Source organism: Chryseobacterium sp. Bi04 (genome assembly GCF_918698085.1).
Classification (GTDB): domain Bacteria; phylum Bacteroidota; class Bacteroidia; order Flavobacteriales; family Weeksellaceae; genus Chryseobacterium.
The window spans coordinates 669,493-683,453 of sequence record NZ_CAKKLP010000001.1 but is presented as its reverse complement, the minus strand read 5'-3'; the positions used below and the strand labels follow the sequence as shown (position 1 = coordinate 683,453).

General features: G+C 37.6%; 13 protein-coding genes. 8 read left to right on the top strand and 5 right to left on the bottom strand.

The annotated features are described in order from the left end of the window. Window positions 1–88: 88 nt before the first annotated feature. From LQV47_RS03020 to LQV47_RS02985, 8 genes are all read left to right on the top strand, one after another. Window positions 89–775 (top strand): response regulator transcription factor, encoded by a 687-nt coding sequence (locus tag LQV47_RS03020; protein WP_002982671.1) that lies wholly within the window; start codon window positions 89–91, stop codon window positions 773–775. A gap of 78 nt (window positions 776–853) precedes the next feature. After that, a complete protein-coding gene (locus LQV47_RS03015) occupies window positions 854–1,477 on the top strand; it encodes a hypothetical protein (protein WP_230033693.1) in 624 nt (207 codons plus the stop codon). Between the two features lie 19 nt (window positions 1,478–1,496). Further along, window positions 1,497–1,856 (top strand): hypothetical protein, encoded by a 360-nt coding sequence (locus LQV47_RS03010; protein WP_230033691.1) that lies wholly within the window; start codon window positions 1,497–1,499, stop codon window positions 1,854–1,856. Between the two features lie 68 nt (window positions 1,857–1,924). Next, window positions 1,925–4,612, top strand: coding sequence for a TonB-dependent receptor (locus tag LQV47_RS03005; RefSeq protein WP_230033689.1), 2,688 nt, complete (start codon window positions 1,925–1,927; stop codon window positions 4,610–4,612). A 315-nt stretch (window positions 4,613–4,927) separates the two neighbouring features. Beyond that, window positions 4,928–5,122, top strand: coding sequence for a hypothetical protein (locus LQV47_RS03000; RefSeq protein WP_230033679.1), 195 nt, complete (start codon window positions 4,928–4,930; stop codon window positions 5,120–5,122). Window positions 5,123–5,149: 27 nt separating this feature from the next. After that, window positions 5,150–5,713: a hypothetical protein gene (locus tag LQV47_RS02995; RefSeq protein WP_230033677.1), complete on the top strand. Its 564-nt coding sequence runs from the start codon at window positions 5,150–5,152 to the stop codon at window positions 5,711–5,713. A gap of 126 nt (window positions 5,714–5,839) precedes the next feature. After that, entirely contained in the window at window positions 5,840–6,118 is a 279-nt protein-coding gene (locus tag LQV47_RS02990; protein WP_230033675.1) for a hypothetical protein, read from the top strand. 24 nt (window positions 6,119–6,142) lie between these two features. Beyond that, a complete protein-coding gene (locus tag LQV47_RS02985) occupies window positions 6,143–6,250 on the top strand; it encodes a hypothetical protein (protein ID WP_230033673.1) in 108 nt (35 codons plus the stop codon). Window positions 6,251–6,343: 93 nt separating this feature from the next. On the opposite strand, the gene LQV47_RS02980 is transcribed toward LQV47_RS02985, so the two are convergent. From LQV47_RS02980 to LQV47_RS02960, 5 genes are all read right to left on the bottom strand, one after another. Continuing rightward, window positions 6,344–6,841 (bottom strand): phosphoheptose isomerase, encoded by a 498-nt coding sequence (locus LQV47_RS02980; protein WP_230033671.1) that lies wholly within the window; start codon window positions 6,839–6,841, stop codon window positions 6,344–6,346. 23 nt (window positions 6,842–6,864) lie between these two features. Further along, window positions 6,865–9,147, bottom strand: a complete 2,283-nt coding sequence (locus tag LQV47_RS02975) for a GH92 family glycosyl hydrolase (protein ID WP_230033669.1) — start codon at window positions 9,145–9,147, stop codon at window positions 6,865–6,867. 16 nt (window positions 9,148–9,163) lie between these two features. Next, complete coding sequence (locus tag LQV47_RS02970; RefSeq protein ID WP_230033667.1) at window positions 9,164–10,024, bottom strand: ROK family protein; 861 nt, start codon at window positions 10,022–10,024, stop codon at window positions 9,164–9,166. A 12-nt stretch (window positions 10,025–10,036) separates the two neighbouring features. After that, window positions 10,037–11,371, bottom strand: a complete 1,335-nt coding sequence (locus LQV47_RS02965; protein ID WP_230033665.1) for an alpha-L-fucosidase — start codon at window positions 11,369–11,371, stop codon at window positions 10,037–10,039. A gap of 101 nt (window positions 11,372–11,472) precedes the next feature. Beyond that, a complete protein-coding gene (locus LQV47_RS02960; RefSeq protein ID WP_230033663.1) occupies window positions 11,473–13,878 on the bottom strand; it encodes an endo-beta-N-acetylglucosaminidase H in 2,406 nt (801 codons plus the stop codon). Window positions 13,879–13,961: the final 83 nt, after the last annotated feature.

The window sequence follows — 13,961 nt, the reverse complement described above, 5'->3', positions numbered from 1 at the left end:
ATTAAATGAAGTAAAAAATCAAATAACAAAATATAGAAGAGAGAGTGAGAAAGTTCATTCTTATTATTAATTTTTAATTATTGAAATTATGAGCAACAGAATATTATTAGTAGAGGACGATCAGAGTTTTGGAGCGGTGCTTAAAGATTATTTAACAATCAATAATTTTGAAGTTACCCTTGCCACTGACGGAGAGCAGGGACTTAAAGAGTTTACAGAAAACGAATTCGACATCTGCATATTTGACGTAATGATGCCTAAAAAAGACGGGTTTTCATTAGCTGAGGATGTAAAAAAGATTGATAAAAACACCCCTATAATCTTCCTTACGGCAAGAAATATGAGAGAGGATATTTTGAAAGGATACCAATTGGGAGCTGATGATTATATCACCAAACCTTTTGACACTGAACTTCTTTTATATAAGATCAAAGCTATTCTTCAGAGAAGCTCTACCCTTGAAAATGAAGAACAGGAACAGTTCAAAATCAGTAATATTTTCTTTGACTCTATGCTGAGACAGCTAAAAGTAGGTGACAAAGAGTACAAACTTTCTCCAAAAGAAAATGAGCTGTTAAAACTTCTTTGTATCCATAGAAATGATTTCATGCCGAGAGATCTTGCTTTAAGAAAAATCTGGAAGAAAGAGAATTACTTTACGGCCAGAAGTATGGACGTATATATTGCAAAGCTTCGTAAGCTGTTAAAAGACGATGAAGGATTGGAAATTATCAATGTTCACGGAGAAGGTTTCAGACTTTTAGTGAAAAATTAGTTCTAAAATCAAACTATAAATATAAAATTAGCAAAACAATTCAAAATGTTTTGCTAATTTTGTTTCATACCCATGGATATGAAGAATACATTTGTAGGTTTAATGACCGCATCATTACTTATTGTTTCCTGTAAAAAGGATGAAAGAGCAACCTATATAAAAGAAGCAGGCTCTCAGCCTGAAGTAGCATTGAATTCTCCAAAAGCATCCCTGCTGAATCAGGCAGGAATTCAATCTAACCCCACTCCTTCTCCTATTGCAGCAGCTCCGGGAATGAACCCACCACACGGACAGCCGGGACATCGCTGTGATGTTCCTGTAGGACAGCCTTTAAACAACAGCCCTACTCCGGCTTCTCAAAACATAACAGTAAACGGAAATAATGCCATTAAAATTGACCCTAATGCTGTATCTCCCGGAAAAATTACCATTGACAATAACGGTAAGCAGGTAAAAACCGCTCCAGGGATGAATCCTCCTCATGGGGAGCCGGGGCACCGATGTGATATTCCTGTCGGACAGCCCTTAAACAGTAAGCCGGCACCGGCTCCTCAGCCACCGGCTAATGTACAGACTATTCCAACTCCAGCACCGGGTCCGGCCTCGCAGAACCTGGCTATGGGAGAAAAACCAAAGGCCAACCCTGCTCATGGTGAGCCCTGGCATAACTGCGCGGTAAAAGTTGGTGATCCTTTGCCATAAATTTTGTATTTTTGCAGGAATGAAGCTGCTTCACCTATTTATAATAGTATTTTGTTTAGGAATTTTTTTGGTTCCTAGAGACAGCTTCTATGCCCAATCCATGCAGGATACCTGCTGTAAGGCAGAATCTAAAAAGAGCGACTGCTGCAAAAATCATTCTTCCAAAAAAGACAGCAAAGACAGCACAACAAGATCTTGTAATGACGACTGCTGCTCATCATGTGTTGCCTGTTATACTTTTATAGAAACTCCATTTTCAAAAAATTTACGTCTGGAACTGTCTTATTACAAATCCAATAAAAATCCTCAGTTTCAACACTCAGATCCTTATCTTTCTGACCGTTTAAAAGAAATCTGGCAGCCGCCTAAAATAGGTTAATTAAACAGAGCCTGTTCATTACATGATGTAATGAACCGTTTTTTAATTAATCTAAACTTTTAAACAAAATGAAATTATATATTTCCAGGTTACTGCTTGGTACCTTATTCCTGTTTACACAATTTATGGCTGCTCAGGGTCTTTCAAAAAATCAGTTCAAAGTAAAAGGGAACTGTGAAATGTGCAAAACCAGAATTGAAGGAGCCGCTAAAAAAGCAGGGGCAAAAACCGCCGTATACTCAATTGATCTACAAACTTTAACATTAGAAACAGAGCATGTTTCAGCAGATGAAATTTTAAAGAAAGTGGCTGATGCAGGTCATGATAATGAAAAATACAAAGCTTCCAATGATATCTATGAAGGACTTCCGGGATGCTGTCATTACGATAGAGATCTTCAGCCTGCTGCTACGGAATCTCACAACCATCATGCTCCTAAGAAAGAAAACGAGTTTTATGTAAAAGGAAACTGTGCCTCCTGTAAAGCAAGAATTGAAAAAGCAGCTAAAGATGCGGGAGCCGGATCGGCGGAATGGAGCGCAGAAAAACAAACCGTAACGATGGATTTTGATGCCTCAAAAACCTCATCAGATAAGATTTTAAAAGCAATTGCTGATGCAGGTCATGATAATGAAAAGTATAAAACTTCCGATGCCATTTACAAAAACCTTCCGGGATGCTGCCTGTATGACAGAGCTATTCCGTTTGGAGAAGCAAATCCTAATGTGCATTATGAAGAAGGAACGAAGCATGAGGATCATAAAGAGCATCAGCAACAAGCCAATACCGAAGATCACAGCCAGCATGAAAAGAATATTGACGGTGTAGTGGTAACAGGGTATAAAGCCGCGACATCTTTAAGTAAGAAAGAAGCCGGACTTGTTTTTAATATTGATAAAAAAGAACTTTTAAAAGCTGCCTGCTGTAATCTCTCTGAGAGTTTTGAAACCAATGCCACGGTAGATGTATCTTTCAGTAATGCAGTTACAGGTACCAAGCAGTTAAAAATGTTGGGACTGGATCAGAAATATACCAGTTTAACAAAAGAGCAGTTGCCCGAAATCAGAGGATTAGCTTCTGCCTATGGGCTGAATTTCATCCCAGGAAGATGGATTGAAAGTATTCAGCTGACAAAGGGAGGAAGTACGGTAACCAATGGGTATGAAAGTATTACCGGGCAGATCAATACCGAGCTTCTGAAAAATGCAAAAACACCCGAAACGTCCCTGAATCTTTTTTCTGACTTCAATGGAAGAGCTGAAGCCAATATTACAAGTGTTTCTCCTATCAATGAGAAATGGTCACAGACATTTTTACTTCATGGAAACGGAACTTTCGGAAATACAGATATGAATGATGACGGCTTCCTGGACAGGCCGAAAGGGACACAGATCAATGCGGCTTACCTTCTTAATTATAATGATCTGGAAAAATCCGGATTCGGATCTCACTTTGGAATTAATTTTATCAGAGATGAGAGAACTGCCGGGCAAGTAGGCTTTGATAAAAAACGGGCTCAGGATGAGCAGTATCTGTATGGGGTGGGTATTGATATTTCAAGATTCCAGGTTTGGAACAAAACAGGATATGTTTTTAAAGGAAAGCCTTACCAGAGCATTGGATGGATGAACCAGTATGTGTATCACCAACAGGACAGCTTTTTCAGATTGAGAAATTATAACGGGCAACAGCATACCTATTATTCCAACTTAATTTTTGAAAGTATTATTGGAAATACCAACCACAAATACAAGGCCGGGGCAAGTTTTTTATATGATGGCTATGAAGAAAATTACCTGACAGATCATCTTAAGAGAAACGAAATTGTTCCGGGAATTTTTGCAGAATATACTTTAACAGGCTTAAAATATACCTTAGTAGCAGGAGCAAGAGCTGATTTTCATAATTTGGCAGGAACTCAGTTTACCCCCCGACTTAATTTTAAATATGATTTCACCCCCCAGACGATCTTAAGGCTTTCTGCGGGAAGAGGATTCAGAACAGCTAATGTTTTTGCAGAAAACCAACAGTATTTTGCTTCCAACAGAGCCATTAATATTCTATCAAACGGAGGAAACATCTATGGTTTAAAACCGGAAATAGCATGGAATTATGGAGTAAGCCTGCAACAGGAATTCAAAATTTTCGGGAGAAAATCAACCATTATTGCAGATTTCTTCAGAACGGATTTCCAGGACCAGGTGTTGGTAGATTTGGATAAATCGCCTCAGCAGCTTACATTTTATAACCTGGAAGGCAAGTCTTTTGCCAACTCATTCCAAACGCAATGGGATCTTACCCCTTTCAAAAACTTTGATATAAGACTAGCTTATAAATATTACGATGTGCAGGCAGATTATATCGGTGGAAGAAGAGAAATTCCTTTTATGGCCAAACACAGAGGATTTGTGAATTTAGCCTATGCCACCAATAAAAATGATAAAGGCGGATTCTGGAGTTTTGACACTACTTTAAACTGGGTAGGAAAACAGAGACTTCCGGATACATCAAGTAATCCCGCAGAATTCCAGCTACCAGTGTATTCTGAATCTTATGCCATACTTAATGCACAGATTTCAAGAAACTTCAATAAAAAGATCAGAGCTTATGTAGGTGGAGAGAACCTTACTTCATATTATCAGAAAAATGCAATTGTTGATTTTAAAAATCCTTTTGGAAGTTATTTTGATGGCGGAATGGTGTACGCTCCTATTATGAAAGCTAATTTCTATGTAGGATTGGATGTTACTTTTTAAAATGGTTTCGACCTAAGAAAAAATATATATTTAACGGAAAAAATATAAAGCATTAGCTTCCTTGTTCTGGAAAACTGGCACTTTTCAAAGGCAAACAAGGATAGGCAATGCTCACGCTAGGCGTGGGCTTATTTATTTGTTTGTCGGGTAAGCCAGTACCTCCAGAGCAGTAAACAAAGTACCACGCTTTTTCTATTGTATCAAGCTTACTCGCTTCTATTATTTTGTCCGCTATAAAAGAGCTAGACAAATCCAAAAGATATATAAGAAAAATTAACATTAGAGGAAGCAAAAAGTGGTAAAGGTGATAAATTTATGGAAGGTAAACTAAGGGATCCTAAATATGATCATATAAAAGGAACTCATGATAAAATGAAGCATAATCACGATCATGGAGATGGGACTTCAACAGAAGTACATTACGATCAAAATAGAGCAACCGGAGAGAGAAGCGGATTCAAAATTAAGGACGATACTAATGCCAGTAGCCGTGGATCTCGTTACCCTTGATATTAATAATAAATATTATCAGCAATTATGAGAGTAAAATATATTAAAATAGATTCCCCTGAAAATGTAAGTTATAAGATTAATTGGCAACGACCTTTTTCTGATTTTCCTTTAATTCAAGGTAAGAATTATACAGTATATGCCATTGAATATACAGATGAAAGAAAAATTAATTTTTTCTTATTAGATGAAGGGGGGAATATTTATCCCAGTAATTATCCCTCTGAATTCTTTGAAATAAGTGATCCCTGTATGTCAAAATACTGGGAACGGACTAATGATAATCAGTTATATCCTATACAAAACCCGATTTACCCAAACATAATAACTTTTAAAGAATGGAAAATTAATAAATATTTTGAAGAGGATATGTTTGAAGGCATTAATGGAGCAAACGATATTTTTCAGAGCTATAAGAAATTAATAGATAATGAATATCCCGATGAGTCATTAGATTCAGCTATCATAATGGAAGAAAATTGGATTTTATGCCCTATTTGTAATAATGCATTCGAAAACTTATCGAGAGAGGGAATTATTTCTTGCGCAAATTGTAAAGCTAGATTAAATAATCCATGTTGGATTGATTAAAAAACTCCACAACAAACAGCTAGTTCTAGTCAACTCCCCGCAAGCTCAAAGTCTGTGACTTTGAGTTGATATAAATCAGGACATGGACTTTATATAGAATAGAAAGATATCGATAAAGAAGGCGGCATGGATAATAAAAGTATTGATGTGAGTAGTTGGGAGTATGTGTTATTGAAATTTAAGGACAATACTTTTGATATTATTTTTAAGCCAATAAATATTAATCATTTAAAAAAAGATGACCAATATACAGTTGTAGATATTGTATTAGAAAATATTTTGGGAGATGAACTAAGCTATAACTTAATCAAAAATGTTCAAATAATAGATGAGTTTGAGAGTAGCTACATTAAGAACAAAAACTCTGTAACATATCTGGCTAATCATTTGAAAGAATTAATTTAAAAAGAACACAGATTGAGATTTTATATGTTGATTTCTCTAGTCACTTTTCTTTTTATCTGGAAAAGGATTCCGGAGACCAAAGGAAAGACACTGGAAGAAATAGAGAATACATGGCAGGAAAATAAAACTTAAGTTGATCTTTTTTCACTGAATGAAATAAACATATCCCATTTTAGACATCAAATGATCAGCTAAAATGGGATATTTATTTGTACTTATCCTGAACTATCTTCCGAAGTCATCCTGTACTCTTACAATATCATCTTCATCAGAAGGATGAGAAGCATCGGTATGCTGCCAGATTTCAGCAACAACTCCCCAACCCTCTAAACCGATCAAACGGTGTCTCTCTCCCTGCTGAAGCTTTACCTGATCTGCCGGATGATATGTTTTCAATTCTCCTTCTTCATCGGTATTGCTTATTTTAATACCTACTGTTCCTTCCACTACCTGCCAGATCTCGGCTCTTCTGTGGTGATACTGCCAGCTTAATCTTGCTGCAGGAGCCACTATAAGAATTTTAGGACTTAATTTTCCTCCTATTCTTAAACGGTCTACATCAATTCCATCAAAATATTGGTTGGCAAAATCCTGTGCCTGGGTTTCATCAATCACAAAAAAACCACCCCATGGTCTTGTATCATCTTTTGCGGCAAGATTAAATCCTTGCGTCGCCAGCATTTTTTCTACTCTATCGAATATTTCTTTCTTTTCTGTACTCATACAGTTGTATTTGTAAGTTAAAATTATTTATTTGATTCTTCTTTTGACATTGAATATGGAAAATCTTTTTCCTGGGAACCTCTTTCTTTATTAGGTTGGCTATCCATTTTAAAATCCAGCACAGCACCTTTCATCAGTTCTTTATGGCTTAACCAGTTTTTGGAATAGGGCTGTTGGTTTACATTCAATGATTTTACATACAGGTTTTTGGAATTATTTTCTGGAGCTTTTATTTCAATTTTTTTGCCATTTTCAAGATGAATAGTAGCTTCTTTGAACAATGGAGCCCCTAAAACATATTGATCTGTGGCCGGTGTTACCGGATAAAAACCTAATGCTGAGAAAATATACCAGGCGGAAGTCTGCCCGTTATCTTCATCACCACAATACCCATCAGGTGTTGCCATATATAATTTATTCATAACCTGTCTTACCCAATATTGTGTTTTATAGGGAGAGCCCGCATAATTGTATAAATAAATCATATGCTGAATAGGCTGGTTTCCATGGGCATACTGTCCCATATTCATAATCTGCATTTCTCTGATTTCGTGGATCACGCTTCCATAATAACTGTCATCAAAAACCGGTGGCAGAGAGAAAACCTCATCCAGCTTGGCTTCAAATTTCTTTTTGCCTCCCATCAATGTGGCAAGGCCATCAATATCCTGAAAAACAGACCAGGTATAATGCCAGCTGTTTCCTTCTGTAAAGGCATCACCCCATTTGAAGGGATTGAAGGGTTTCTGGAAGTTACCATCCTTATTCTTACCACGCATTAGGCCCGCTTCCTTATCGAACACATTTTTATAATTGTAGGCCCTTTTTTTATAGATATCAATTTCTGAAGCTGGTTTTCCTAATGCTTTACCCAATTGGTAGATAGAAAAATCATCATAGGCATATTCCAGTGTCCGGGCTGCGTTTTCGTTAATCTTTACATCATAAGGAACATAGCCCAGCTTATTGTAATACTCTACACCTGCGCGTCCTACAGCTTCTATAGGTCCTTCATTATTGGCTCCGTGTTTTACCGCCTGCCAAAGGGTTTCTGCATCATACCCACGAAGTCCTTTTATATAAGCATCTGCCACTACGGATGCAGAATTGTTTCCAATCATAATATCTGAATATCCCGGACTGCTCCACTCCGGTAAGAAACCTCCCTCTTTATAGGCATTGGCCAATCCTTCCTGCATTTCAACATTGATCCCCGGATATACCAGATTCAGGAAAGGATACAAGGCACGGAATGTATCCCAGAAACCGGTTCCTGCAAACATTTTCCCATCCAGCACTTTGCCATTGTAAGGGCTCCAGTGCTTTATTTTATTCTGAGCATCAACCTCATATAATTTTTGTGGGAAAAACAAGGTTCTGTATAAAGAAGAATAAAAGGTTCTCATCTGCTGATCCGTTCCTCCTTTCACCTCTATTTTTCCTAATGTTTTGTTCCATATATTTTTAGCTTCGGTTTTTACCTGCTCAAAATTTTTGCTGCCAATTTCTCTTTTCAGATTCAGCTCAGCCTGCTCAAAGCTTATGAATGAAGAGGCTACTTTTGCATAAACAGCTTCTTTGTTTTTGAGTTTAAATCCAACTACTGCACCAGCGTGATCACTGGTAATTTCTAACTGATCATTGACCAGTTTATCATTTTTCCAGGCTCTTGTCAGCTCGAAATCTTTATCAAACTGAATCACAAAATAGTTTTTAAAATTCTCATATTTCCCTGTTGAATATCTGGTCGTATACCCCAGGATTTTTTTTTCTTTAGGAAGAATTTTAATGTAAGAGCCTTTATTCAAAGCATCAATGACTACGTAAGCACTGTCTGTTTTAGGAAAATCAAACTTAAAGAAAGAGGCTCTTTCTGTAGGTGTAATTTCAGTAGTTACATTAATATCAGCTAAGTATACACTATAAAAATAAGGGGTTGAAACCTCAGCTTTATGGCTGAACCAGCTTGCTCTGTCGTCCTCTTTAAATTTTAGCTGACCAACACCCGGCATAATAGAAAAAGCGCCATAATCATTCATCCATGGAGAAGGCTGATGGGTTTGTTTAAATCCTTTTATTTTATCGGCATCATAAGTATACGCCCATCCGTCACCCATTTTACCTGTCTGTGGAGTCCAGATGTTCATTCCCCAGGGAAGCCCGACTGCCGGATAGGTATTTCCATTGGATAAAGAAGGCTTAGACTGAGTTCCCATTAACGGGTTCACGTAATCTACTAGAGATACGTTCTGGCTGAATGCACAGACCTGTAATAAAAGAAAAAAAGTAGAAAATAGAGACTTCATTGTATCGTTTTATTATTTATTTAAGCTTTTTCAAAGCATAACTAGCTGCACCTAAGATGGCTGCATCTTCAAAAATAGCAGAAATTCTAACGGGCAAGTTAATATTATTCTTTGTTAAATTCTGAATAAACCGTTTCTCAAAGTAAGGATATGCTTTCGCAATATTCCCTCCTATTACTAAAACTTCGGGCTCATAATGGCTCACGTATTTTACGACAAATTCGGAAAAAGAATCTGCATATTCATCAAATATTTTGGTTTGTATTTCAATAGGTTTATCTAACAGTTCTTTGGTTCCTGAAACCTGCTCCCCCGTTAATTCAGCGTAATAATTAACAAACCAACGTGTTGCCAGATAGTCTTCACAAATAGAGTTTTTAAACGGTGAATCCCACAAATCTTCATCAGTCGCAAATTCCCCATTATAAAAAGTAGTCCCCAATCCTGTTCCCAATGTTACTCCAAAAACCTTGTTAAAATCCTGCACGCAACCTCCAAAAACTTCACCTTCCATAAAGGCCGCAGCATCATTCACAAAATGTATCCGATCCTGAGAAATAAACAATCTTTTGGCCAGTTCTTCTTTGATATTAACCTGATAGATGTCTATAAATTTCCCTTGCTGCATCAGGGATATTCCATTTTCATAATCGAAAGGTCCGGGCATTGCAATTCCCAATAAAAGATCCTCTTTATTCAAATCATGAGCTGCTTTATCAATCGCTGAAACCCATGCAGAAAAAATAATTTCTTTAGAGTCAAAAGAATCGACGTGCTCCCGCACATATGTTGAAGAAATGATTTCGCGTTTTTCAGGACTTACCTGAGCCAGCGTGATATGAGATCCTCCAATATCTATTCCTAGTATATTTTGCATTATTTTTCCAATTTATTTTCCTTCAAAAGCTATAACAACATCTGGGTTTTCATTATCCACAGAGTAACTATCAAATGTTAAGATATTATTTTTTAAATTATATTTTATTGATTTTTTATCTTTCAGCAAATAAGCAGAGCTAATCTTTTTAAATGGAAATTTCTCCAGCGTAATTGTTTTTCCTCCATTATTATTAAGAATATGAACGTAGATTTTACCCTCCTTCTGAGTGATTGCTCCCCATTTCTGTTTAGGCATATATCCTCCTCTTGTCCCATAGATACTTTCTCCATAAACTTTCATCCAATCTCCGATTTCTGTAAATGAGCGAATAAAAGGTTCCGGAATTTTACCATTAGGCATAGGTCCTACATTCATGAGTAAATTGGCGTTACTTCCTGCTGCATTGACCAATAAGTCTAAAAGCTCTTTCCCTGTTTTGTTCTTGTTATCTTTTAAGTCAAATCCCCAGGAGCCGTTTAAAGTTTCACAGGTTTCCAAAGGTAGCTGTGAGGTTTTCTGAAAGCTAAGTCCACCTTTATTTTCTCCCGGAATATCTCTTTCAAACATCTGAAAGTCTTCTCCCGCCAAAGGGCTAATATGATGGTTATTCCCTACAAGACACTGAGGCTGAAGCTTATGAATAAGTTCGTAGATCTCCGGCATTTTCCAATCTACATACGTTTTTTCGTTTCTGCCTGCCTTCTCTTCTTCCATCTGATCCCAATATCCATCAAACCAGATTCCGGAAACCTCACCGTATTGGGTTAATAATTCCGTCAGTTGATTTTTCATAAACCGGATATAGTCACCCCAGTTGCCTTTCTCAGTACGGCCGGTTCCTTTCCCGGTGCGGCCCGTCCAGTAAGAATAATCAGTTCTTGTCCAATCCAGCAGTGAATAATAAAAGACTATTTTTATCCCCTGCTTATGGCATTCATCCGCCAGTTCTTTTACCAAATCTCTTTTGAAAGGGGTATTCATAATATTAAAATCTGAATACTTGGTATCCCACATGCTGAATCCATCATGATGCCGCGTAACCAGTGTAATATATTTCACCCCTGCATTTTTAGCCATTGAAACATAATCTTTGGCATTAAATTCAATAGGATTAAAGAAACCTTTCAGTTTAGCATAATCATTCACCGGGATATTATCATTATTCATCACCCATTCTCCCCTGCCCAATTCACTATATAATCCAAAATGGATGAACATACCAAACTTTTCATTCTGAAATTCTGTTCTTGCTTTAAGATTAACCTGCGAAGGCTGGTCTTTCTGCTGTGAGAACCCTACATAAGAGCTCATCATCAGTGTTATTAATAGTACTTTTTTTAACATGATTTGGTTTTTTAAATTATTTTCTAAACTTCAACGGGTAAAACAGGTAAAACTGCCTTATGCCATAAGAACATAACGCAGTTTTTTTATTATATTTTATTTTACTTCACAAGTATTTTACCGGAAGATATCACCTTACCATTGGCTGATGTGATTTTGTAAAGATAAGTACCGGCTGGCAAATCCTGTGTATTAACTACATTATTATTTTGATTGATATTCTGTTTTTTAGACAATGTTCCGGAAGCTCCATACACTGATATTTCGCTTGCAGAACTGTCGTCAATTCTAAACTTAATATCTTCTCCTCTTTTAACAGGATTCGGATAAGCTGTACTTTCCTGTTTATTTTCAATTCCTTTTGCTGTTTTTACAGATAAAGATGAAGGACAAGGAACTTCTGTTTTCCAGTTCGCATCCGACATACTGATTAAAGTAGCGGAATGACCGTTTGGAGTAGCATCTACCGCTCCGTTTCCACTTCCGTCATCCATTTTCCAGTTGGCCTCCAGGCTCGTTGAGCTAGCCGCAATATCACATTTGTTATCCAGGATTTCCTGAGCGGTCAATGCTTTTTTCCATACTCTGAATTCATCCAGCGATCCGTTAAGTGCACGGGAGTTATCATAATTTCTGCCCATATAAAGGATACCGTTTGCTGTAAAATTGCCGGTAGCCACAGTACTTGCATCAAGATTACCATTGACATAGAGCTTCATAGCTGCACCATCATAAGTAGCTGCCACATGATACCATGTATTGGCATTAAGAGCTGTATTTCCGTTCAATTTTATCTGGGATGAACCAAAACTTAAGGTGAACTGCAGTTTATTGTTGGCAAGATTAGCATCTCCCAATCTTAGTATTGCGGAATTATTATCTCCCACTTCAATTCCGATTACTGACGAAATATAAGGGAAGGCGGTTTTGAATGCATTTACTTTTACCCAGCCTTCAAAGGTCACAGCATTTCCACTGAGATTAAATTGTCCGCCATTAAGGTATTGGCTGCTGCCGTTAAAAGAAAGAGATCTCGGACCAGGACTGGTAACAGGAACGATCCCACTATTGAATGGAGTATCTGCTGAATAGGCACTGGTGGTTGTTCCTCCGCATACAGACTGTATTTTCCATACATAGTTAGTGTTTGCAGTCAGATTCTGAAGGGTATATGTATTGGTGGTAATATTGGGAACTGTTGTCCATGTTGTGGCTGCTGAAGTTTTATATTGTAAAGTATAGGAAGCTGCTGTTCCTACGGTATCCCAGGATAATTTGGTGGTCGTTCCAAGGGTATTGGATGCCGTTAAATTGGATGGAGTGGCACATCCGTTTCCTGAGTTAAATCTTGGGGCAAAAATGTAGGTACTTTTTGACGTTGAAGAACAGTTAGACTGTATTCTCCAGTCGTATTCTGTATCAGCTGTCAGATTATTTACCACAATATTGCTTCCCGTGTAATTACTTGTTACATTCGTCCAGGTTGTTGAACCGGCCGGCTTATAATCTATATTGTAAGTCTGGAAGCCGCTGGAGGTCCAGTTTAATTTTGCAGAAGTTCCTGTAAGATTGCTGGTTCCTAATCCTAGCGGCGGATCACAGGCTGCTCCCTGAGTCCATGAATAAAGCTGGCCAGACAATAATGTATTTTGGTTATACAATATATTGGATCCTGTACTTAAATAGCTGGCCATGTTCGTTCCCGGCAGGTCATACCACATAAATACGCCATAGCCGTCATTTTTTGAATTGGTAGCCAAACTGGAAAGCGTAGAAGTAGAGGTATTATTGATCCATGTTGCCGCAGCAGAAAGCTTAGCTTTGGTAAGAGGAGGTACACTGGGAGCGCTGTATGTCCCGTAATAGGCATTCCAGCTGTAATCAATATAATTCCCGGCCTGATCTCCATTGTAGCTCTGTCTTGAAGTTGCAGGGCCCAGATAATAGAAGGTAATCAGTTTATCAGGCATTGCCGCTTTAAGCTCCTGCAGCAGCATTACAAAAGAGCTGCTGTTGGGCTGTCCTGTTCCGTTATTTCCATAATCAGCATATTCATCGTCCAGGTCTACCCCATCCAGGCCGTATGTATAAACAGTATTTGCTATTTGTAAGGCAAAATCTTTCGCAGCTTCCCTATTCGGAAAGTTGGAGATCCCGGCTCCCTGGTGATTTCCCAGAATATCAAGTAACACCTTAATTCCTTTTTGCTGTAAAGGTTTCACATACGTATTGACATCATTCAATACTTTAGTAACATTGTTATTGTTTGAGATGTAGGCTCTGCTTTTGGACACATCATAATTAATGTTGGCTGCAAAAATAATAGCGACATCAAAGAGCTGTTTTCCACTGTTCTGCAGGGTATAGGATCCTGCATTCAGCATATTGTTGTTATTTACTTCCACATAGCATATTCCGACAGGATTATTAAGCTGTTGTGCATTGAGAAGAGAACCTGACTGAAGCATCATTGCCATCAGCGCCATAAAAAAGGATTTTTTTTTCATAGTATAAAATTATTTTGATGTTTTTGGTGTTTGGATTTTATATACTACTCCCCGGGTATGCCCATTTTAAAGAAACATACCTA